General features: G+C 63.6%; 18 protein-coding genes. 7 read left to right on the plus strand and 11 right to left on the minus strand.

The genetic code is table 11. The annotated features are described in order from the left end of the window. Positions 1-86: 86 nt before the first annotated feature. The 3 genes from C816_RS11805 to C816_RS11815 all read right to left on the minus strand — a co-directional run bounded on the left by C816_RS11805 (position 87) and on the right by C816_RS11815 (position 2,357). Positions 87-896 (minus strand): metal ABC transporter permease, encoded by an 810-nt coding sequence (locus tag C816_RS11805; RefSeq protein WP_016322620.1) that lies wholly within the window; start codon positions 894-896, stop codon positions 87-89. A gap of 347 nt (positions 897-1,243) precedes the next feature. Further along, positions 1,244-1,957: a metal ABC transporter ATP-binding protein gene (locus C816_RS11810; protein ID WP_016322621.1), complete on the minus strand. Its 714-nt coding sequence runs from the start codon at positions 1,955-1,957 to the stop codon at positions 1,244-1,246. Further along, the gene (locus C816_RS11815; protein ID WP_016322622.1) at positions 1,944-2,357 is read right to left on the minus strand and encodes a Fur family transcriptional regulator; all 414 of its coding nucleotides are present in this window, start codon (positions 2,355-2,357) and stop codon (positions 1,944-1,946) included. Before C816_RS11815 ends, C816_RS11810 begins: the two co-directional genes overlap by 14 nt. Positions 2,358-2,535: 178 nt before the next feature. Between C816_RS11815 and C816_RS11820 the strand changes: the two genes are divergently transcribed. Beyond that, positions 2,536-3,453, plus strand: coding sequence for a sugar phosphate nucleotidyltransferase (locus tag C816_RS11820; protein ID WP_016322623.1), 918 nt, complete (start codon positions 2,536-2,538; stop codon positions 3,451-3,453). 206 nt (positions 3,454-3,659) lie between these two features. After that, complete coding sequence (locus C816_RS11825; protein WP_016322624.1) at positions 3,660-4,508, plus strand: GDSL-type esterase/lipase family protein; 849 nt, start codon at positions 3,660-3,662, stop codon at positions 4,506-4,508. 59 nt (positions 4,509-4,567) lie between these two features. On the opposite strand, the gene C816_RS11830 is transcribed toward C816_RS11825, so the two are convergent. From C816_RS11830 to C816_RS11845, 4 genes are all read right to left on the minus strand, one after another. Next, on the minus strand, positions 4,568-6,088 hold the full coding sequence (locus tag C816_RS11830; protein ID WP_016322625.1) for a DUF4153 domain-containing protein: 1,521 nt from the start codon (positions 6,086-6,088) through the stop codon (positions 4,568-4,570). Between the two features lie 199 nt (positions 6,089-6,287). After that, positions 6,288-6,491 (minus strand): helix-turn-helix domain-containing protein, encoded by a 204-nt coding sequence (locus tag C816_RS11835; protein ID WP_016322626.1) that lies wholly within the window; start codon positions 6,489-6,491, stop codon positions 6,288-6,290. Between the two features lie 8 nt (positions 6,492-6,499). Beyond that, on the minus strand, positions 6,500-7,084 hold the full coding sequence (locus tag C816_RS11840; RefSeq protein ID WP_016322627.1) for a DUF2975 domain-containing protein: 585 nt from the start codon (positions 7,082-7,084) through the stop codon (positions 6,500-6,502). Between the two features lie 12 nt (positions 7,085-7,096). Next, the gene (locus C816_RS11845; protein ID WP_016322628.1) at positions 7,097-7,276 is read right to left on the minus strand and encodes a hypothetical protein; all 180 of its coding nucleotides are present in this window, start codon (positions 7,274-7,276) and stop codon (positions 7,097-7,099) included. 744 nt (positions 7,277-8,020) lie between these two features. On the opposite strand from C816_RS11845, the gene C816_RS11850 reads away from it, so the two are divergent. The 3 genes from C816_RS11850 to C816_RS11860 are packed head-to-tail and all read left to right on the plus strand — an operon-like array spanning position 8,021 to position 12,115. Beyond that, positions 8,021-8,464 (plus strand): MarR family winged helix-turn-helix transcriptional regulator, encoded by a 444-nt coding sequence (locus tag C816_RS11850; RefSeq protein WP_016322629.1) that lies wholly within the window; start codon positions 8,021-8,023, stop codon positions 8,462-8,464. Next, complete coding sequence (locus tag C816_RS11855) at positions 8,461-10,224, plus strand: ABC transporter ATP-binding protein (protein ID WP_016322630.1); 1,764 nt, start codon at positions 8,461-8,463, stop codon at positions 10,222-10,224. Before C816_RS11850 ends, C816_RS11855 begins: the two co-directional genes overlap by 4 nt. 13 nt (positions 10,225-10,237) lie before the next feature. Continuing rightward, positions 10,238-12,115: an ABC transporter ATP-binding protein gene (locus C816_RS11860; protein ID WP_040655486.1), complete on the plus strand. Its 1,878-nt coding sequence runs from the start codon at positions 10,238-10,240 to the stop codon at positions 12,113-12,115. 193 nt (positions 12,116-12,308) lie between these two features. Here the strand turns inward: C816_RS11860 and C816_RS11865 are convergent, their stop codons facing one another. The 3 genes from C816_RS11865 to rlmB are packed head-to-tail and all read right to left on the minus strand — an operon-like array spanning position 12,309 to position 15,944. Continuing rightward, positions 12,309-12,893 carry a hypothetical protein gene (locus tag C816_RS11865; protein WP_016322632.1) on the minus strand — a complete coding sequence of 195 codons (585 nt, stop codon included), beginning with the start codon at positions 12,891-12,893 and terminating at the stop codon, positions 12,309-12,311. 11 nt (positions 12,894-12,904) lie between these two features. Beyond that, complete coding sequence (locus tag C816_RS11870; RefSeq protein ID WP_016322633.1) at positions 12,905-15,160, minus strand: hypothetical protein; 2,256 nt, start codon at positions 15,158-15,160, stop codon at positions 12,905-12,907. Positions 15,161-15,173: 13 nt separating this feature from the next. Then, complete coding sequence (gene rlmB / locus C816_RS11875) at positions 15,174-15,944, minus strand: 23S rRNA (guanosine(2251)-2'-O)-methyltransferase RlmB (protein WP_016322634.1); 771 nt, start codon at positions 15,942-15,944, stop codon at positions 15,174-15,176. A gap of 220 nt (positions 15,945-16,164) precedes the next feature. On the opposite strand from rlmB, the gene ftsH reads away from it, so the two are divergent. Beyond that, the gene (gene ftsH, locus C816_RS11880; protein WP_016322635.1) at positions 16,165-18,402 is read left to right on the plus strand and encodes an ATP-dependent zinc metalloprotease FtsH; all 2,238 of its coding nucleotides are present in this window, start codon (positions 16,165-16,167) and stop codon (positions 18,400-18,402) included. Between the two features lie 201 nt (positions 18,403-18,603). Then, positions 18,604-20,823 carry a hybrid sensor histidine kinase/response regulator gene (locus tag C816_RS11885; protein ID WP_016322636.1) on the plus strand — a complete coding sequence of 740 codons (2,220 nt, stop codon included), beginning with the start codon at positions 18,604-18,606 and terminating at the stop codon, positions 20,821-20,823. Positions 20,824-21,096: 273 nt separating this feature from the next. On the opposite strand, the gene mnmA is transcribed toward C816_RS11885, so the two are convergent. After that, a complete protein-coding gene (gene mnmA, locus C816_RS11890; RefSeq protein WP_016322637.1) occupies positions 21,097-22,152 on the minus strand; it encodes a tRNA 2-thiouridine(34) synthase MnmA in 1,056 nt (351 codons plus the stop codon). Between the last annotated feature and the right edge of the window lie 154 nt (positions 22,153-22,306).

Raw genomic sequence — 22,306 nt, forward strand, 5'->3', positions numbered from 1 at the left:
TTCCCGCCGCGCAGCGGCGGGAATCGGGCGCCTAGAAGCATCTCCTGCATGACACAGGCCAGAAATACGGGGAAACTTTTTTGCTGTCAGCGCCGCAGGGCGCTGACGGCGCAGGCGAGGAGGAACAGCGCCAGATTGGCGCACACCACCGTGGCCCCCACCGGGGTGGAACAGGCGAAGGATACCGTCAGTCCCGTGCAGAAGCAGGTCACCGAGGCGGCGGCGGCGCAGAGAATCACGCCCCGGAAGCTCTTGAAGAGCCGCATGGCCGTCAGGGCGGGGAAGATGACCAGGGAGGAGATCAGCATGGCCCCCATCATCCGCATCCCCAGCACGATGGTCAGAGCAGTGAGAACGGCCAGCAGGGTATTGTAACGGTCCACGTTCAGCCCCGCGGCCCGGGAGAAACTCTCGTCAAAGGTGACGGCGAACAGCTTATGGTAAAACAGTACAAACAGCGCCAGCACCGCGGCGGACACCAGCGCCGACAACGCCACGTCCGCCCGGGACATGGCCAGGACGCTGCCGAACATGTAGCTGTCCACGTCGGTGGTCATGCCGGTGGTGCGGGAGATGACCATGATGCCGACGGCCAGGGACGAGGCGCTGACGGCGGCGATGGCCGCGTCGCTGTTCCAGCGGGGGCTTCCCGCCATGCGCAGCAGGAAGAACGCCGCCAGCACCACCACGGGGATGGAGAAGTACAGCGGCGTGAATCCCAGGGCCACGGCGATGGCCAGAGCTCCGAAGGAGACGTGGCTCAGCCCGTCGCCGATCATGGAGTACCGTTTCAGCACCAGGGGCACCCCCAGCAGGGCGCAGCAGAGGGACACCAGTACCCCGGCGATCAGCGCCCGCTGCATGAAGGGGAAGGAGAACATTTGAAGAAGGTTCATAAAAACTCCTGTATATAAAAGTGGTTTGCTGCTGCCGCAGGAAGGCGGATGAGAGGGGAGCGAAGCGTATGAAATTCTTTTTGGTTATTTTTTCTTTGCTGAAAAAGTGACAAAAGCTCCCGCAATTGCAGGGGCGGAGGCTCTGCGCAGTAAGAAGCGGCATTCACAGGCGCAGAACGCCGTCTGGACGGATCTTTTCGCGTTGTTCTTCGTTATGTTTTTTGAAATACATCCAGCATCCCAGCCTGCGCGGAGATTCGCCTGCGTTGCGCTCCCCGCACGGCGGGGAGCAAGGGAGAGACGGCAGGGGCGAGCCGCCCCTGGACCCGGCGGCTGGATCCGCTGCGTCACGGGGCCGCATCTCCGAACCGCCGCCCCTGCGGGGAACGCAGATACGCCTCTGCGGTGCCGTAAAACAGACCGCTGCGCCCGATGTGCAGCACCGTGCGGGCCTGGCGCAGGGCGGGCCGCAGGTCGTGGGTCACCATGACCACGGCCATGCCCTCTTTCTCGTTGAGATAGGACAGGGTCTTGTACAGATCCTGTGCGGCGGCTGGGTCCAGGCCGGTGATGGGCTCGTCCAAAATCAGCAGGCGGCCGGCGGCGCACAGCGCCCGGGCCAGCAGCACCCGCTGCTGCTGGCCGCCGGAGAGGCTGCGGTAGCTCTCGCCCTTCAGCTCCAGGATGCCCAGCTTGCCCATGTTCATCAGCGCCGCCGACTTCTGGGCGGCGGAGTAGAAAAAGCGGTTTCCCCGCTGGTTGAGACAGCCGGAGAGCACCACCTCGTACACTGTGGCGGGAAAGTCCCGCTGGGCCTGGGTCTGCTGGGGCAGATAGCCGATGGCCCCCCGCCGCAGCTCCGGCGCCCGCCAGATCTCCCCGGACTGGGGCGCCAGCAGGCCCAGCAGGCCCCGCAGAAGGGTGGACTTCCCGGAGCCGTTGTCTCCCACCACGCAGAGGTAGTCCCCCGCCCGGATGGAGAGGTTCAGATGGGCCAGGACGGTCTGCCCCTCGTAGCCAAGAGACACGTCCCGGCAGGCCAGCAGCTCAGGTCGCTCCATGGGACGCCTCCTCTCTGCCGCAGGCATCGCACAGCCCGGTCAGAATGGTCCGGCGGGGGTCCACCCGGAAGCGGTGGTCCGCCGCCAGGTGCCGGCAGAGCTCCTCCAGGTGGGAGCAGTCCAGATGGACCATGCGGCCGCAGGTTTCGCACCGGAGCAGAAAGCATGCCCGGGCGCCGCCGTGGACGCAGAACTGGTACAGCGCCCCCTCCCCGGTGTCCACCCGGTGAACGCGGCCCGTCTCCTCCAGCCGCTCCAGCTGGCGGTATACGGTGGCCAGTCCCACCGGGCACTGGTCCCGCCGCAGGGCCGCCGCGATCTCGCAGGCGGTGAGGGCCTCCTCCGGCCGCCGCTCCAGACAGCGGAGGACGGCCTGTCGTTGTCTTGTGTTGTAGGGCATATGGCATCTCCAATTTGAAAATTGTTCTCAGTTTTGTGTCTCCTATTATAAATCCTTTCGAGAAAAAGTCAAGGGCGGTTGAAAAGCGGGGCAGGATGGGGTATAGTAGTGTTATAAATGTACAAAAGACGGTCTGCGCAGCGCCATATGCGGCGGCGGACCGGATTCGGAGGATGTTATGAAGGTTTCCCTGGTCATCATGGCGGCGGGCCTGGGGTCCCGCTACGGCGGCAGCAAGCAGGTGGACGGCATCGGCCCCGGCGGAGAGATTTTGATGGAATACTCCATCTATGACGCCCTGCGGGCGGGCTTTGGCAAGGTGGTGTTTATCATCAAGCCGGAGATGGAGGGGCTGGTGCGCCGTCTCTGCGGGGACTACCTGGAGCGGAAGACCGCCGGGGACGGCGCTCCTGTGGAGGTGGCCTACGCCTTCCAGGATTTTTCTTCCCTGCCCGCGTTTTACGCGCCCCCGCCGGAGCGGACCAAGCCCTTCGGCACCGTCCACGCCCTGCTGTGCGCGGCGGATGTGGTCCATGAGCCCTGCTGCGTCATCAACGCTGACGACTACTACGGCATCGACGCCTACCGGGCGATGTACAAGGAGCTGACGGGCCTCCCGGCGGCGGGGAAGGCCGCCATGGTGGGGTACCTTCTGAAAAACACCGCCAGCCTCCACGGCACTGTGTCCCGGGGTATCTGCACCGTGGAGGACGGGCGGCTGCGGTCCGTCCGGGAGACGAAGAAGATTCAGCTCTTTTCCGACGGGACCCTGCGGGACCTGGCGGCGGACCGCCTGCTGGACCCGGAGTCCACGGTGTCCATGAACTACTGGGGCTTCATGCCCTCCGTCTTCCCGGTGCTGGAGGACTATTTTGCCCGATTCCTGCAGGGAGAGGGGGGCCGGGACCCCCAATCGGAGTGTCTGCTGCCCATTATGGTGGACGATCTGCTGCGTGCAGGAGAGCTGGAGGTCTCCGTCCTGCGGTCCGCCGACAAGTGGTTCGGCATGACCTACCGGGAGGACCGGGAGACCGTGGCGGAGGAGCTGCGGACGCTCCACCAGGCGGGGGCCTATCCTGAAAATTTGCGGAAATAATGCCGAAGCGCCCGCGGCCGTACTGGCCGCGGGCGTTCGATTGTGGGGCGGGAGGCGAAAACGGTAAAAAACCCCCGGCTTTTGTAAGAATTGTAAAGAATTTGTCATCAAAATTTTATCGATTTGTTTCGACATTTTTCGACAAAACGATGTATAATAGGAGCCAGGAAAACAGGCGCGGAAAATTGCGGGAGCGGGGGAGACACATGGCGGGAAAGCGGGAGAAGAGACAAAATCGGAAGAAGATGCCGGCGATTCTGGCGATGCTTCTGGTGTCCGCGGAGCTGCTGACACCGGGGGGACCGGCGGGCGCCGTTCAGGAGCCGGCGCCGGCGAAGGCGGGAGAAGCCGTGTCCGTCGTGCGGTTTGCCGGCGGTGCAAAGCAGGACGCTGCCGTGGAGGCAAAGCGGGTGCAGGCAAAGACGGCAGGTTTGGAGGATTCCTTCGGCCCGGTGCCGGAGAGCGAGGCCGTGGAGGATACATATTTCGAGGACGCCGTCTTTCTGGGGGATTCCCGCACGGAGGGCTTTCACCTGTACAGCGGGCTGAAAACCGGCACCTATCTCTACGGCGTGGGGGCCACGGTGGAGTCCGTGTTCACCAAGAAGGCCTGGCCCGCGGAGGACGGGAAGGTCCCCCTGCTGGACGCCCTGAAGGAGATTGAGTGCGGCAAGGTCTATCTGATGCTGGGGATCAACGAGCTGGGCTGGAGCAAAAAGGAGACCTTCCACGACCAGTACGCCAAGGTCATCGACCGCATCCGGGAGGACCACCCGGACGCCGAGATCGTCCTCCAGACCATTCTGCCGGTCAGCGCCAAGCAGGACGCCAAGGGCAGCTATGTGAGCAACGAGCGCATCGGCGTGTACAACGGGGTGATTCGGGCCCTGGCGGAGGAGAAGGACTGCGCCCTGGTGGACGTGGCGGAGGCCCTGGCCGGAGAGGACGGATGCCTGCCGCAGAACCTGAACTTTGACGGGGTGCATCTGAACCCGGCAGGGTGCAGGATCTGGCTGGAGTATCTGCGGACGCACAGCGTGGGAGATCAGAAATGAGGAGCTTGAGAAAGACCCGCTCTCGGAGCGGGCCTTTCTTTTTTCTGTAACCGGGAGGGTTACCTCCCGCCGGCGGCAAGGCAGGCGGAGAGGTTCCAGCTGCGCCAGTCGGCGCAGTCCTCCCGGGCCGCCGCGCGCCGCCTTTCCACCAGACTGCCCGCGGTATCCTGCATGTTCCACCAGTCCCCCTCGCAGATCGCCAGGGGCAGCGCGGGGCCCAGCCGCTCCAGCTGGGAGAGGGTGTCGTAGGACAGGGAGTAGGCCAGATAGTGGACGCTGAGAATGGGGCTCTCCCCTGAGAGATACCGGTCCACCTGGTTTTTCGCCACCAGGTAGTCCACGGGGATGCAGTTGACCGCCAGCCACCCCGCCAGGGCCAGGGGGAGGGCCCGGCGGCAGAAGGAGCGGTCCGGCCTCCGGACCTTCTCCAGGGCCGAGAGCAGGAACAGCGCCATCATTACCATGCCCCAGTAGGTCATAAAGCGCTTGAAGCTGAGGCCGTAGGCGGAGACGTACAGCGTCATCCGCCAGGCGGCGGAGGCCAGAAGGACCAGGCTCTCCCCTATCAGCGCCGTGGACAGTACCCGGACGGCCCGCCAGCCCCGGCTCTCCTGCTGGGAGAAGGTCATGGATGCCATGACCGCCGCTAGATTGATGACGGTGACGCCCACCATCTGGAAAAAGCCGCTGCGGGCCCACTCGGCGTAGGAGATGCCCCTCTGGGCCAGGTACTCCGCTCCGCCGAAGAGCCCGGCGGACTGCACTGCCAGGAACAGCAGGTACAGCACATCCAGAGCCCCCAGAATGATGGCGAAGAGGGCGCTGTCCACGGTGTAGAGCGTATGCGTCCTCGTCCTGGCGGGCACGCGGCGGAGGCAGTACAGCAGGCCGAAGAGGAAGGGCGTCAGCGCCAGGGCCCACAGGAGCTTCCAGAGACCCCGGGCGAAGTGGAGGCGGATAAATTCCGTCAGCCCCCGGGTGGCGGCGGCGAACAGCGCGTCTGCGGAGGCCAGGATGGGCAGCAGGACGGACACCAGCCCCAGGGCGGCGGCCGCGCCCAGCACCACGGTGAGACTCACGCTTTTCTTTTCCCGTCCGGCGGAGAGGGCTGCGGGGGCCGTCCCCAGGTGGCAGAAGACGCCGCGGCACAGCAGTCCCAGCCGCTCCTCCACCATGGCGGGCCGCCACCAGGGCAGCAGGTCCCCGGCCGTGAGGGAGGCGGTGTGGATGGGGACCAGAAGCGCCAGGGCCAGGAAATTCCAGAGCCGGAACCAGGGGTTGGAGGTCAGGGCGAAGGAGGCGGCCAGCAGCAGATTTGCCGCCAGCAGCACCCTGCTCTCCCGGCGGCGGAGCAGGGCCTCCCGGCCCATGGCCGGCAGCAGAAGGGCATACCAGGCGAAGACGGTCACTGTGTTCCCCATGCCCCAGGGCCACGTGACGGCGTTTACCAGCAGGAGACACAGGGCCAGCGTTCCCGCCAGAAAGAGGCGGCTGCGGGGGGTGGTCTCATAGATTTTTCGCACGTTTTGGGCAGGCTTCGCCGCGCCCTCCGGAACGAGGGCGTTTTCCATATTGTTCATATCCATTCTCCTGTTCGGGCTGTCCGCAAACTGCAGACAGCGTTATGAAAGTTCTTTTGGGTTTCTTTTTACGCAGGCGCGTAAGGGGCTCTCAATATGGGAGCCGCTGCGCCGCACAGGCTCTGCTGAGGGCTTTGGCAGGGGCTCCGCCCCTGCACCCCGCCAGGGGCGCCGCGCCCCTGGACCCGCGAAACTGTACTTAGTCCGGCACAAATTCCAAAATGTCCCCCGGCTGGCAGTCCAAGGCGGCGCAGATGGCCTCCAGGGTGGAAAAGCGCACCGCCTTGGCCTTGTTGTTTTTCAGGATGGACAGGTTTGCCAATGTCACATCCACCTTCTCCGAGAGTTGGGAGAGGGTCATCTTCCGTTTTGCCATCATCACATCCAGATTTACTACGATCATGGCCCACCTCAAATCGTCAGGTCGTTTTCCGCCTTCAGCTCCGCCGCCTGGCGGAAGAGGGCGGACATGACCAGACACAGCAGCCCGCCCATGGCGAACATGGGGACAAAGAGGGCGTTGTACGTGGCCAGGGGCAGGGGGGAGCGGTACCAGCAGACGCTGAAAATCACCCTTGCCAGGGCCGCTCCGGCGATGAAGAAACAGCACACGGCGGCCCGGCGGAGGCTGGCGGCGTTCTCCATGGAGAAGGGGCGCCCTTCCGTGATGGAGCCAAGGACACGGTGGGCCTGCCAGAGGATGACGGCGGTGCAGATGCCGGAGATGACCAGAAATAGCGTCAGCACCAGCGTATAGGCGTCCCGCCAGAACCAAAACCAGGAGATAAAGCTGGCGGCAAGACTTGCCGCTACGATGCCATCCTCCCCTGGGTGAAAGATCCCGGAGAGGTACTCTCCGACTCCGCCCAGCAGACTGTGCTGATCCATCAACACGGCAGCGGGCACCAGATACAAAATAATCAGGTTGCAGGCCAGGGCCGCCAGAATCAGCAGGTTCAGCACCCGGGCGATTTTTTGAACAGAGACCTTTTCCATCTGTCTGCCCCCTTACAGAGGCCGGGTGATGAACTCCATCATCACTGCGCACCCGGCCGCCAAAATCGCCAGAATTCCCACGGAGGAGAACATCTTCCCCCTGTGATTCTGCCGCACCCCCTGTACCAGCAGTACCGCGGCCAGGATGAGCAGCGCCAGCCCGGTGGGTATCAGAAAAGCAGTTAAGCACATGGCGGGACACCTCCTTTTTCTGGTATCCTACCATGGACTCCACCGAATGTCAACAAAAATTTATTGTTTTTCGATAAAAATAAATTGATATTCAAAAGTGAGCGGCGGGAGGCTGAAGGAGGGATTAGCCCGCACAGGGGTGCGGGCCCCACAAATGTGTGCCGGTTTTTGGGGGAAGTACTGCCGCTTTGTTTGACAGGAAACGCCAAGATTCTCAACAGGCGGCCCGCTGTCAGCAGTTTTTCATACTGCAATGGGAGGACCCCTCACACAGCGGGATCTGTCCAATAGGAAATGGCAGCCCCTTAGTGGGGTCCGCTGCCTTCAGCGGGCCATCTCCTCTCTAAAAAGGGTTCACTTCAAAAGGTTCATCTCCCCAAAACCCGCCCCCAAAGGTCCCCTCCCGCCGCAGTCCGGCGGAAAACGGGGAACCGGGCAGTCCTCGCAGACTGCCCGGTTCCCCGTATGATTATAGAGAAAGGAGAGGGAAAATGGTGTGTGTAGCTCAAGCTTTCCGCTTGATGGGTTCATCATATCCGAGGCCGCGGGAAAAGTCAACCGCCTTTTGCGATCCTTCACAATTTGTTTACAACCAGACGAATTTCGGCACTTTTCGTTTACAAATCGTTCAAAAAAGATTGTCATTTTGCACATTGACAGGACAGGGGGCCATGTGCTAATATTTAGTCTGCTAATATTTAGCCAGCTAAATATTTTGCCATGCCAGTGAAAGGAGGCGCGGGGATGCGGCACGATGATTCCCGCCGCCTGGGGCCCACCCTGGGCTGGGCGGCGCAGATGGCCAGATGCGCCATGGACGCAAGGGTTTCATGCTATGACGTGACGCCGGTCCAGACCCATGTCCTGATGTATCTCCACCAGCACGGCGGCCGGGTCCCCCAGCGGGAGCTCACCGAGTTCATGCGGGCGAAGCCCTCCACCGTCAACGGCATCCTGGACCGGATGGAGGAGAAGGGGCTGGTGCGGCGGACCGTCAGCGATACGGACGCCCGGCAGCGGCTCATCACCCTGACGGACAAGGGCAGGGAGCGGCAGACCCGGTTTACGGAGAGCTTTCTGGCCAGCGAGGAGGCCATGGTCCGGGGCTTTTCCGCAGAGGAGCGGGAGACGCTGCTGCGGCTGCTGGACCGGATCGTTGAGAATTTGAAGGAGGAACTGCATACATGATAAAAAAACTGTGGCCCCATGCGCGGCCATACGGAAAGTGGATCGCCGCCGGCGTTGCGTGCAGCGCCCTGGAGGCGGTGTTTGAGTTGCTGATTCCCCTGGTGATGAGCGACATTGTGGACATCGGCATCAAAAACGCCGATCAGGGCTACATTCTGCGCCGGGGCGGCGTCATGGTGGCCATGGCCATGGTGTCCCTGGCCCTGGGGCTGGGGGCGGCGGTGCTGTCCTCCGTGGCAGGCCAGGGCTTCGGCGCAAATCTCCGCCGGGCGGAGTACGACCACATTCAGAATTTTGCCTTCTCCAATATCGAGAAGTTTTCCACCGCCTCCCTGGTGACAAGGCTCACCAACGACGTCAACGCCATGCAGATGACGCTGATGATGGGCATGCGGCTGCTGGTGCGGGCTCCGGTGATGCTGGTGTCGGCCCTGGTGCTGTCCGTGCGCATCAGTTTACGGCTGAGCAGCGTATTTCTGGCGGCCCTGCCCCTTTTGATTATCGCCGTGGCGCTGATTCTGACCCGGGTGGGGCCCATGTTCCGCTCCCTCCAGGAGAAGACGGACGCGCTGAACCTGGTGGTGCAGGAGAATCTGGCGGGCATCCGGGTGGTGAAGTCCTTCGTCCGGGAGGAGCATGAGAAGGAGAAGTTCGCCGCCCGCAACCACGACTTGAAGGACACCTCCCTCCGGGCCTTCGGCATGGTGGTTATCAATATGCCCGTCATGATGCTGATTGTCTACGGCACCATCATCGCCGTCATGTGGTTTGGCGGACAGATGGTCTACGCCGGGACCCTGGAGGCGGGGAAGCTGATGACCTACTTTACCTACATCACCCAGATCATGATGTCCCTCATGATGGTTTCCATGATCTTCATGATGCTCAGCCGCTCGGTGGCCTGCGCCCGCCGGATTGTGGAGGTGCTGGAGGAACAGCCCGCCATCACCGACGGGGCCGCGGAGACGGACACGGACGAAAGCGGTGCGCAGGTCCCCGCCGCCGTGAAGGACGGCAGCATTGACTTTGACCACGTCTCCTTCAAGTACAATCCGGGGAACACGGAGTGGATTCTCCGGGACGTGAGCCTCCACATCCCCGCCGGGTCCACCGTGGGCATTCTGGGCGGCACCGGCAGCGCCAAGACCACCCTGGTGTCCCTGATCCCCCGGCTCTACGAGGCGGGAGAGGGCACCGTGTCCGTGGGCGGACGGCCTGTGGCGGCCTACACCATGGAGCACCTGCGGGACGCGGTGAGCATGGTGCTGCAGAAGAACACCCTCTTCTCCGGCACCATCCGGGAGAACCTCCTGTGGGGAGATCCGGACGCATCGGAGGAGGAGCTGTGGGCGGCCTGCCGCGCCGCCTGCGCCGACGAGTTTCTGGAGCGGATGCCCGACGGCTTGGACACCGACCTGGGCCAGGGGGGCGTCAACGTCTCCGGCGGGCAGAAGCAGCGGCTGTGCATTGCCCGGGCGATTTTGAAAAAGCCCAGGGTGCTGATTTTAGACGACTCCACCAGCGCCGTGGACACGGCCACGGACGCCAAAATACGGGCGGCCTTTGCCAATGAATTGAAGGACGCCACCAAGCTGATTATTGCGCAGCGGGTGGCCTCCGTGCGGGACGCGGACATGATCCTGGTGATGGACGCCGGCCGCATCGCCGCCCAGGGAACCCATGAGGAGCTGATGGAAAACTGTGAGATCTACCGGGACGTGTACCAGTCCCAGCAGGAGGGGGTGAGCATCGGTGGCTGAGAGCAAAAGACCCATGGGGCCGGGAGGCCCGGGCCGCCACGGCCCCAGAGGCGGCTTCCAGAAGCCGAAAAATATCCGCGCCACCCTGGGGAAGCTGATGGCCTACCTGGGGCGCTACAAGGCGCTGCTGGCGGTGGTAGTGGTGCTGCTGTGCGTCAGCTCCGCCTGCACCGTGGGGGGCTCCTATCTCATTAAGCCCCTGATTAACGACTATATTCTGCCCGGGGACTTCCCGGGGCTTGCCAGGATGCTGTGCCTCATGGCGGCGGTGTACATCACGGGGGCGGCCTGCTCCTTTGGATACGCCAGGATCATGGTGCACATCTCCCAGACCTGCGTGGCGAGGATCCGGGCGGACCTGTTTGAGCGGATGCAGAAGCTGCCGCTGAAATACTTCGACGCCCACACCCACGGCGAGCTTATGAGCCGCTACACCAACGACATTGAGACCGTCTCCGAGGCGCTGAACAACAGCTTTGGCAGCGTGGTCTCCTGCACGCTGAACTTCACGGGCACCATCGTCATGATGCTGGTCCTCAGCCCTGTGCTGACGCTGATTACCTTCGCCGTGCTGGCGGTGATGCTGCTGGTGGTCAGAGCCATCGGCGGCCGCAGCCGGCGGTACTTCGCCGCCCAGCAGAGCGCCCTGGGAGCGGTCAACGGCTATATTGAGGAGATGATCGAGGGGCAGAAGGTCATCAAGGTCTTCAACCATGAGGCTGCCGCGAAGGAGGGCTTTTATGCCCGGAACGAGGCCTACCGGCAGGCGGCCTCCCGGGCCCACGCCTACGCCGGGGCCATGATGCCCGCCATGGGCAACCTGAACTATATCAACTACGCTCTCAGCTGCTGTCTGGGCGCTGTGTTCGCCATCCACAGCGGCGGGGCCTTCCGGCTGGGGGACCTGGGGGCCTTCCTCCAGTATACCCGGCAGGTGGGCCAGCCCGTCACCCAGATCTCCCAGCAGATGAACACCATCCTCTCCGCCATAGCCGGCGCGGAGCGGGTCTTTGAGGTGATGGAGGCCCAGCCGGAGACAGACCGGGGCGAGGTGCAGCTGGTGCGGGCGGCGGAGGACGAGTCCGGCGGCGTCACCCGGGTCCACTACGACAACAACGCCTGGGCCTGGCTGAAGCCCGACGGGACGCTGGTCCCCCTCCGGGGGGATGTCCGGTTCGACCGCGTGGTATTCGGCTACAACGAGGATCACATCGTTTTGAACGACGTCTCCCTCTTTGCAAAGCCTGGGCAGAAGATCGCCTTTGTGGGCTCCACCGGCGCGGGCAAGACCACCATCACCAGTCTCATCAACCGCTTCTATGAGATCCAGAGCGGCGCCATCACCTATGACGGCATCGACGTGCGGGACATCTCCAAGGACGCCCTGCGCCGCTCCCTGGGAGTGGTCCTTCAGGACACCCATCTCTTTACCGGCACCGTGGCGGACAACATCCGCTACGGCCGCCTGGACGCCACGGATGAGGAGGTGGAGGCCGCCGCCAGGCTGGCGGGGGCGGACGCCTTCATCCGCCACCTGCCCAAGGGGTACGACACCGTGCTCTCCGGCGACGGCGGCAGTCTGAGCCAGGGGGAGCGGCAGCTTCTGAACATCGCCCGGGCGGCCTGCGCCAATCCGCCGGTACTGATCCTGGACGAGGCCACCAGCTCCATCGATACCCGGACAGAGAAGCTCATCGAGCAGGGCATGGACCGGCTGATGGCGGGACGGACGGTGTTTGTCATCGCCCACCGGCTCTCCACGGTCCGCAACGCCAAGGCCATCATGGTGCTGGAGCAGGGAAAGATCATCGAGCGGGGCGACCATGAGGATCTGATTGCGCAGAAGGGAAGATACTACCAGCTGTACACCGGCCAGGCAGAGCTGGCGTGAGAGACAAAAAGAGGCGGCATGGTGAATCCATGCCGCCTCAGACTGTCAAAAGAGGCTGGAGATTTCGTCAACGGAAAGAAGGGTGTGTGCGGGCTGTGCCCGCAGGCGCGTTTCGCAGGCCAGCCGTCCGCAGGGCGGCTCTCAGGCCGGAGATCACCCGGAAAGGGCTCTCTGCGCACTTTTCAGGCTTCCATCATGTTCCGCTGTCCTGATCCCGGCGGAAAAAAGTAAAGAGGACCGGGGGAAATTCAAAGCCTCCCGATTCCGGGTGCGACCCGTCGGGCCGGGCGCGGCCTGTGACCTCGTAATATTCGTCCGTGTAGCGGAGTTTTCCGCGGTCAAAACCCGCCTGGAGGGCCTTGACGTACTGGAAGGGGTTTTCCATGGGCTGCAGCTGAAAGGCCTCCCGGATTTGCGCCAGGACCGCCGTCCGCTCCGGCGGCGGCGCCTCCTCCGCCAGAAACGCCTGAAACTGCGCCTCGCTCCACCAGACGATCTGCTCCATGGCGGTGGTGGTTCCGCAGGCCAGGAGAAGGCGGAGGAAGTCCCGGAAATTCGCCGCCAGGGGGTAGACGTTCTCCTCCGCGCAGCTCTCCGGGTTCACGGCAAAGACCGTCTCTCCATAGCCGCGGATGAAGCAGTAGTGGATGCCGTTCTCCCAGCCGATGACCTTTGCGCCTTTGGGCGTGCAGAAACAGCCGCCCTTGGCGTCTCCCTTTTCCAGGTTGATCCAGGACCCGTCAATATTCAGCTTCTCATATTTTTGAAAATCCGTCATAGATGATTCCCTCAGTACCGGCCGGCCCAGTCCACCATCAGCAGCACCGGAAGAGTCCACAGCAGCAAAAAGAGCTCCAGGGCCAGGGGGGTCAGCAGGGCGTACTGCTGCAAAAACACCAGATAGAACGTCAGCAGCGTCCCCGCCGCGCTGCCCAGCAGGGAGAAGACGGTGGAGCGGCGCACCGCTTTGCACATCCGGCGGCTGCCCACCACCGCCTCGGCATAGGGCAGCAGGCCCTCCCGGAAGATCAGCGCCCGGGGGAGGCCCCGATCCAGCTCCGCCTCGCTGAGGGCCACCCGGGTGGTCAGGTCCGGAAACTCCACCTTCACGCCCTTGTGAAATTTCCGGCGCAGCAGCTCCGGGACGATATTGGGGTCCCGGGAGGCCAGAATGGGGCAGACGCGGCTGCGGGTCATCATCCGCAGGGCGAAGTCCACGTTTTCCGAGGCGTTGTATTTGATGGCGAACACGGCGATCAGATGGTGATCCACGGAGAGGAACAGCCCGGTTTTCAGGTTGATGTCCCCGGGAAGGCGCACGTCCATTTTGCGCATAAAGGAGGCGGTGCCCATAAGGATGGACTCCCCGCGGATGGTGGCGGACCAGCCTCCCTCCTCGTAGAAGGCGAAGCCGGAGACCTCCTCATAGCTGCCAAGCTCCGCGCGCAGCAGCTCGTCAAACAGCCGCTCCAGCCCGCTGCCGGCGGCCCGGGCCATGGAGGCGGCGTAAGACAGCGCTACGGAGAGCACCTCGCCAAAGACCTTCACGCCTCCCAGCTGCATGGTGCCGGGGGGAAAGAGGTCCGCGTCCGTCAGGATCATCTTTTTTCTCCGGCTGATCCGCTCCGCGCCGAACCACCCCGCCACGGCGCAGCCCGCTTTTTGCAGGTGCCGGGCCAGGTTGCCGTAGGCCAGTCCCCAGCCCAGGGGCAGGGCAAACGAGGCACCCGCCGCCAGGATGGCGGACCAGTTCAAAAAGAAATCGTCCACCCGCTTCTGGCCCAGGGAGCTGAGGCCCGCGAAGACCATGGAGGCCGCCAGCACCAGGGGCAGAAAGGCCGTCTGCCACAAAACCGCGCCATTGTCCCGTATGGCGGCGGTGTAGAAGCCGGGGACGTCGCCCCGCTGCTTGCAGGCCCCCTGGGGGGTATCCGTCACAAGATAGGGGGGATCGTCGTCCAGCGAGGCGGAGCGGAAGGTGTCGTACATTCCGCCGCTCTCCCGCTGGCAGCCCCACAGGGCAAAGGTCAGGGCCAGACAGCTGACGGAGGCGTAGGGCAGGGTCTCCGTCCGCTGGTTTTCCATCAGGCAGCAGACGCAGTCCGCCGCCGAGACCAGGGCGGAGAGAGCGATCAGCAGCTCCCCGGTGCAGCGGCCCCGGACCAGCAGCCTTGCCCCCTTGAAAAAGACGTGGCGGCACAGCAGGGCCGTTACAGCCAGGCAGGCCAGCAGGACATAGGTCTGCCGCCTGGGGTCGCCGCTCCAGCCGGGGACGGCAATGCCGAAACGCTCCAGCGCCAGCAGCAGCGTGGGAACCAGGGAGACCACGGCCGCCGCGGGCAGAAGGCGTCTGCAGCGGCGGTACGCCGTCCGGTGCTCCGCCGCCTCCCGGAACAGCTCCGGTTCCGGGCCGATGGGCTCCGGGTCCGGCTCGGGCTCCGGCTCCGGGGGAGCGTAGAGCTGCTCCGTCTCCTCCAGAGGCTTCCGGGAGAACAGGCCCCGCCGCTTGGGGGGCAGCAGGGGCTCCGACGACTCCTCCATCACCGCATCCACGGTACTGCCCACCATGTCCTCCAGGGACACGGGGCGGGGAGCCTTGGGCAGGGCCATGTCCAGAATATCCAGCTCTACGGTGGGGGAGGCGGGCTCCCGCAAAGAGGGGTCTGCCAGGATGTCCTCAAGTCTGGGTTCCTCCTCCGGCGCGGGCGTCTCTTTCGGCGCAGGCGCCTCCTCCAGAGCAGGTTTCTCCGCCGGTTCGGGCGCCTCCTCCGGCGGGGGAGGCGGGACGGGGGCCGGCTTGGGCGGCTCCTTTTCCGGCGGCAGGGGCCGCGCCCTGGGGGGCACCGGCTGAGGCGGAGGGGGCACCGGGGGCTGAGGCGGAGGCGGGGACGCTTCCTCAGCCGCCTCCGTGCCCTTGAGGAGCATCTGCTCCAAACTGCCGCCGAACTCCGCCAGAATCTCCTCCAGGGAGTAGTCCTCCTGGTCGGCGGGCACGTCTGTGGCGTTTTCCAGGCCGTATGGATTTTTGTTGTTCTTGGGGTCCATAGATTTTCTCTCCTCAGCCGATCCGCTGGCGGACGGCCTCATACAGCAAAATGGCCGCGGCGGCGGAGGCGTTCAGGGAGGAGAGCTTTCCCCGCATGGGGATGCTGACCAGAAAGTCGCAGTTCTCCGACGCCAGACGGGTCATGCCCGCGCCCTCGCTGCCGATGACAATGGCGGCGGGGCCCTTCAAATCGGCGTCATAGAGGGCGGTGGTTCCGTCCGCCGCCGTGCCGAAGACCCACACGCCTTGCTTTTTCAGGTTCTTCAAGAGGGAGGGGATGTTGGGCACCCGGGCCACCGGCACATGGGCCACCGCCCCGGCGGAGGTCTTGGCCACGATGGCCGTCAGTCCCGCGCTGCGGCGCTTGGGGATGACGACCCCGTGGGCCCCGGCGCACTCGGCGGTGCGGATGATGGCCCCCAGGTTCTGGGGGTCGGAGATCTCGTCGCAGACCACGATCAGGGGGGGCTCCCCCTTCTCCGCCGCGGCGCGGAGGATGTCCTCCACGCCGGCGTACTCCCGCACGGCGGCCAGGGCGATGACGCCCTGGTGGGCATGGGTGCGGCTCATGGCGTCCAGCTTCCGCCGGTCCGCCTCCACCACCACCACGCCCGCCGCCCGGGCCTTGGAGGCGATGTGGCCCAGGGTGCGGTCCGTCTCTCCCCTTTGGAGATAGATCTTATCAACAGCGGTTCCCGCCCGCAGCGCCTCGATGACGGCGTTGCGGCCCTCAATGATGCCGTCGGCTTCGGCGGTGAGGCCGTCTCTTCTCTTTTCGTCCATAGTGTCTCCTTGCAGAAAATTTTGTCGTATTCAAAAGCAAGTATACCATACAAGCGGGAGACAATAAAGTGGAATTCACAGAAATTTCATAGAAAAAGCATTCCTGGTTCTTGTAGCTTTTCGGGTTGTGTGGTATACTGCGATATACTGCCTGTCATATAGGTATATGGAGGATTACCGGTTTTTTCGGCTATTTTTCCTCTGAAAGGAGTTCCAATAAATGGATCAAAACGACAACAAGAACAAACGCGGCGGCGGCAAGAACAGCGGCAGCTGGCGGGGCGTCGTCCAGCTGGTGTGCTGGGCGCTGCTGCTGACCATCGTCATCAGCTACGCCTCCACCTACATGACCAGCGCCGGGCGTCAGTCCTCCTCCGTGGAGCTGGAGTACAAAAAAGACTTTTTGGAGATGCTGGAATATGGCGATGTCGCGGCCATAGACTTCGACAACAGCGAGGCCATCCTGATTATCACGCCGGTGGACGGGTACGTCTACACCGACAAGGAGGGCAGGGAATATACCAAGGTCACCCTGGAGGATGGGACCCCTGCCTATACCGTCACCGATGAACAGGGGCAGGAGCAGCAGGTTTCCCTGCGGCTTTTCACCGTGCAGCTGGAGTCCTACGAGAAGGTGATTGAGCGCACGGAGAAAGCGGATATGGAGCTGGAGCACGGGAGAGACGCCGTCATCCGCGTCAACAAGGACTATCAGGCCCAGGTCAGCCCCATTATGCTCTTCCTGGTGGAGTACATTCTGCCCTTTGTCATCCTGATGCTGGTGTTCATGCTGGTGATGCGCTGGGTGGCCGGCAAGAGCGGCATGGGGGGCATGGGCGGCATCGGCGGCGTGGGCAAGTCCAACGCCAAGGTCTACATGGAAAAGCAGACCGGCGTCACCTTCGCCGACGTGGCGGGCCAGGACGAGGCCAAGGAATCCCTGACGGAGATCATCGACTTCCTCCACAACCCCGGAAAATACACTGAGATCGGCGCGAAGCTCCCCAAGGGTGCGCTGCTGGTGGGTCCCCCGGGCACCGGCAAGACGCTGCTTGCAAAGGCCGTGGCCGGAGAGGCCAGCGTGCCCTTCTTCTCCATCTCCGGCTCCGATTTCGTGGAGATGTTCGTGGGCGTGGGCGCAAGCCGCGTGCGGGATCTCTTCAAGGAGGCCAGCAAGGTGGCCCCCTGCATCGTGTTTATCGACGAGGTGGACACCATCGGCAAATCCCGTGACAACCGCATGGGCGGCAACGACGAGCGGGAGCAGACGCTGAACCAGCTCCTTGCCGAGATGGACGGCTTTGACCCCACCAAGGGCGTCATCCTCCTGGCGGCCACCAACCGCCCGGAGGTGCTGGACCAGGCCCTGCTGCGGCCCGGGCGGTTTGACCGCCGGATCACTATCGACCGGCCCAACCTGGCGGGGCGCATCTCCACCCTCCAGGTCCATACCCGGAACATCAAGCTGGCGGAGGACGTGAACCTCAAAAAGGTGGCCCTGGCCACCGCCGGCTGCGTGGGCGCGGACCTGGCCAACCTTGTGAACGAGGCCGCTCTGCGGGCCGTGCGCAAGGGGCGGAAGCTGGTGACCCAGGAGGATATGCTGGCCGCCTTTGAACTGGTCATTGCCGGCACAGAGAAAAAGGGCAGCGTCCTGACGGAGTTTGAGAAGAAGCTGGTGGCGTACCACGAGGTGGGCCACGCCATGGTGGCCTATAAGCAGAAGAACACCGAGCCGGTGCAGAAGATCACCATTGTCCCCCACACCCAGGGGTCCCTGGGCTACACGCTGCTGATGCCCGAGGAGGACAAAACGGAGCTGCGGACCCGGGAGGAGCTGATGGCCAAGATCACCGTCTCCATGGGCGGCCGGGCCGCCGAGGAGGTGGTGATGGACACCATGACCAACGGCGCGTCCCAGGACATTCAGGACGCTACCAATGTGGCGCGGAACATGGTGGCTATGTTCGGCATGAGCGACGAGTTCGGCATGATGGCCCTGGCCTCCCGAAGAAATCAGTACCTGGACGGCGGCTACGGCATGGACTGCGCCCAGGACACCGCCGCCCGCATGGACACGGCGGTGAAGGAGATCCTGGACCAGTGCTACAAGACCGCCGTGGAGGTCATCCGGGAGAATCGGGAGGACATGGACAAGGTGGTGGCATACCTGCTGGAGAAGGAGACCATCACCGGCGGCGAGATGGTGGCCATCATCGAGGGCCGGGACCCGGAGCTGGTGGAGAATCCCTACGCGTCCACCAAGCCGGCGGAGGGCGGCTTCCGTCCCTCTGCGCCGGAGGGGATCGAGGCCCCCGCCAAAAAGGTCCACATGATCTCCCGGAAGATCGAGGCCCCGGGCGGGGAGTCCGCCCCGGCGGAGGAGGGAGCGGCTTCAGCCGGAACGGAGCCGCCGCCGGAGGAGAGCGGCGCCGGCGGGCAGGACCTGGAATCATAGTGTTTGAGCAAAAAGAGACGCGCCGCAGGCGCGTCTCTTTTTGCCGGTCCGGGAGATAATAAAAATAATGACAAATGAGTGATTCTGTGGTATAGTAAGCAGAGCTGAAAGGCGGCAGGCCGAAGGCCTGCCGCCGCGCAAAGCGCATGGCGGCTGCGAATACAGGGGAATCCAGGGTGAATTTAACCGGAGGAGGGCGCTATGGAAGAGCGGAGCCGGAACAACCATCTGATAGGCCGTATTGCGGAGCTATTGAGCGTCCTCCAGGCCGGCCATGTGGAGCTTGACCAGCTGCTGGGCGATGCCGGCGGGGAGCTTCTGCGCACTCTGCCCCAGGGACCGGAATTTCAGGCGGCCCTGGAGAATCTCCGGTTTATGGAGGAGATGCCCGGCGGCGTGCTGATCTACTACGCCGACGGCGGCGAGGAGATCATCTACGCCAACCGCGCTCTGCTGAGGATTTTTCAGTGTGGCTCCATGGAGGAGTTGCGGACGCTGACGGGGAACTCCTTCCGGGGAATCGTGTGTCCTGAGGATCTGGACGAGGTGGAGCGGAGCATCCGGGAGCAGGTGGCCAGGAGCAAGTATGATCTGGACTATGTGGAGTACCGGGTGCGCCGGAGAGATGGACAGATCCGGTGGATTGAGGACTACGGCCACTTTGTCCGGGGCGGCTCCGGCCGGGACATCTTCTATGTGTTTTTAAGCGACGCCACAGGAAAGCGGAACCGGCGGATTATTGAGCGGACGCTTCTGCTCAGCGAGAAGCGGGAGAGGGAACGTCAGCTTGCGCTTCTGACCGAGGAGTATGACAAGGAGCGGTCCCAGCTCAACCAGGAGTACCTGCGGCGGCTGAAAGTAATTGAGGGGCTCAGCGCGAATTACGAGACGATTCTCTACGGAGAGCTGGACTGCGACCAGATCCGGCCCTACCGCCTCAGCAGCCGGACCAGCCGGATGTTTGGGGAGGACCGGGGGCTCCGCTCCTTCAGCGGTTATCTGGCGGACTATGTGAGCATCTGGGTTCACCCGGAGGAGCGGGAGGCCGTGGGGGCGGCGCTCAACGTAGAGGCCATCCGCAGAAAGCTGCTGACGGACGGGAGCTTCTATGTGAATTACCGGGTGGTGGAGGACGGCGAAGAGAAGTATCTCCAGCTCCAGCTGGTGGATGTGGGCGGTGAGCGGCGGGCCTCCCAGCTTGTCATGGGTTCCCGGCGGATGGATGAGGAGATCCACCACGAGATGGAGCAAAAGCAGCTGCTGGCGGAGGCCCTGGAAAAGGCGAACCAGGCGATAGCGGCCAAGGACACCTTTCTCTCCAACATGTCCCACGATATGCGCACGCCCATGAACGCCATCTTTGGCTTCGCGGCCCTGGCGAGGAAACATCTGCGGGAGCCGGATGCGGCCCGGAGCTACATCGGCCGGATGGAGTCCTCCGCCCGGCAGCTGATGGGTATGATCGAGCGGGTGCTGGAGATCTCTGCGGCGGTGACCGGGGACGCCCGCACCCAGGAGGAGGCCTGCGACCTGTGCGGCATCATCCGGCAGGTCTATGACTTCATGGCCCCCCAGGCGGCGGAGAAGAACATCGACTTCACCCTGGACTGCTCCGGCGTGCATCACAGCGGCATTTACGGCGATGAGGAGAAGGTGCGGCAGCTGGCGACGTACCTGACCAACAACGCCATAACCTATACGAAGCCTGGCGGCAGGGTGGAAGTGACTCTTACGGAGCGGGGGCTGATGTCGGAGCAGTACGCGGTTTACCAGCTAGAGGTGGCGGATACCGGCATCGGCATCAGCCAGGAGTTTCTGGCCCGGATCTTCGAGCCCTTCTCCCGGGAGCGGGACACCACCCACAGCGGCGTCCACGGCATAGGGCTGGGGATGTCCATCGCCAAGAGCATTGTGGACAAAATGGGCGGAACCATCTCCGTGCGCAGCGAGGTGAACAGGGGCAGTATTTTTACCGCCACCCTCGATTTCCGCATTCAGCCGGATCAGGCGCAGCCTGCCGCGGAAGAGGAGGAGGCGTCCGTCCAGCCCAGGAAAATCCTGCTGGTGGAGGACAATGAGATCAATCGTGAGATCGCAACGGAGCTGCTCCAGGAGCTGGGATATGTCATCGACACCGCGCCGGATGGCAGTGTGGCTGTGGAGAAGATGCAGCAGGCCCGGCCCGGGGACTACGATGTGATTTTGATGGATATTCAAATGCCGGTGATGAACGGCTGGGAGGCGGCCCGGGCGATCCGCGGCCTGTCAGACCCGGCGCTGGCGAAGATCCCCATCATTGCGCTGTCAGCCAATGTGTTTGAGAGCGACCTGCGCAGATCCGCCGAGAGCGGGATGAATGCCCATCTGGCAAAGCCTATGGACGTGGCGGAGGTGCAGAAGACCATAGAGGAGTTCCTATAAGCAAAGAGACAGGCGGCCCCGCACCGGGGCCGCCTGTCCTGGCCTGCCGAGTATCTTTTGCGAAAGGCTGGGAATTATTTTTCCGGCGTCCCAGATTTCGTGTATCTTTTTTCTCCCAGGAGCATATACTGGCGGGAAGCGCAAATGCAAGGGAGGATATGATTGTGATTTTTTTGCGGAATGACATCCCCGGAGACGTGGATGATCTGATCTTTCAGGACTGCTGGCTGACCAGCGACCGGTAAAAGGGACGCCTCTATGAGGCGTCCCTTTTCATTTTACGATGGTACCGCCGCCCACCACCGACTCGCCGCTGTAGAACACCACGGCCTGGCCTGGTGTGACGGCCCGCTGGGGCTCCTGGAAGGTCACTAGAACATGGCCGTCCGGCAGGGGCTCCGCCACGGCGGCGGCCTCCCGCTGGCTGTGCCGGGTTCTGGCGGTGACGGCCATGGGCGCCTCCAGGGCGGGAATGGAGATCCAGTTCAGCCGCTTTGCCCTCAGCTCCCGGGTGTACAGGGCGCTGTCGGGTCCCAGGGTCACGGTGTTGGTGGCGGGGTCCTTATCCAGCACGTACAGCGGCGTGTCTGCGCTGACGCCCAGGCCCTTCCGCTGGCCGGTGGTGTAGCAGGGCAGCCCCCTGTGACGGCCCAGAACGCGGCCCGCCTGATCCACGAAGTCGCCGGGGACCAGTTCCGCACCGCTGTGACGCTCCAGAAACGCCACATACTCCCCCTCCGGGATGAAGCAGATGTCCTGACTGTCCGCCCGGTGGGCGTTGGCAAGGCCCGCCTTCTCCGCCAGGGCCCGCAAGGCGGGCTTTTCGTATTCTCCCACCGGCAGAAGCAGATGGGAGAGCTGGCGCTGGGTCAGCTGGTAGAGGAAGTAGCTCTGGTCCTTCCTGCGGTCCCGGCCCCGCAGAAGCTGCCAGCGGCCGGAGACGTCGTCAAAGGCGACGCCTGCGTAGTGGCCGGTGGCCAGGGCGTCGGCCCCCTGCTCCAGCGCCCAGTCCAGCATGGCGCCGAATTTGACGGCCCGGTTGCAGTCCAGGCAGGGGTTGGGGGTGCGCCCTTGGGCGTACTCGGAGACGAAGCGGTCTATGACCGCCGTCCGGAACAGGTCCCGCAGGTCCAGCACCGTGTGGGAGATGCCCAGCACGCCGGCGGCGGCCCGGGCGGCCTCAATCTCCGGTTCCTGGGCGCGGGGATCGTCCGACCGCAGGCGCAGAGTGACGCCGAAGACGTCGTATCCCTGCCGCAGCAGCAAAAGGGCGGCGCCGGTGCTGTCCACACCGCCGCTCATCGCCACGCAGACACGCTTAAAAGACATATGGTCGCTCCTCTCAATCAGGGTATAGAAATATTGTAGTCCATAATGGAAAAAAAGAAAAGAAAAACATTCCGGTCCGCGGCAGAGGAGCCGGAATGTGGGTTCTGCTTGAAAATGTTGAGAAGCGGTGCCAAAATATGTGCCGCCTATTGGT

Origin of the sequence: Oscillibacter sp. 1-3 (assembly GCF_000403435.2) — a bacterium.
In the GTDB taxonomy this organism is placed as follows: Bacteria; Bacillota; Clostridia; order Oscillospirales; family Oscillospiraceae; genus Oscillibacter.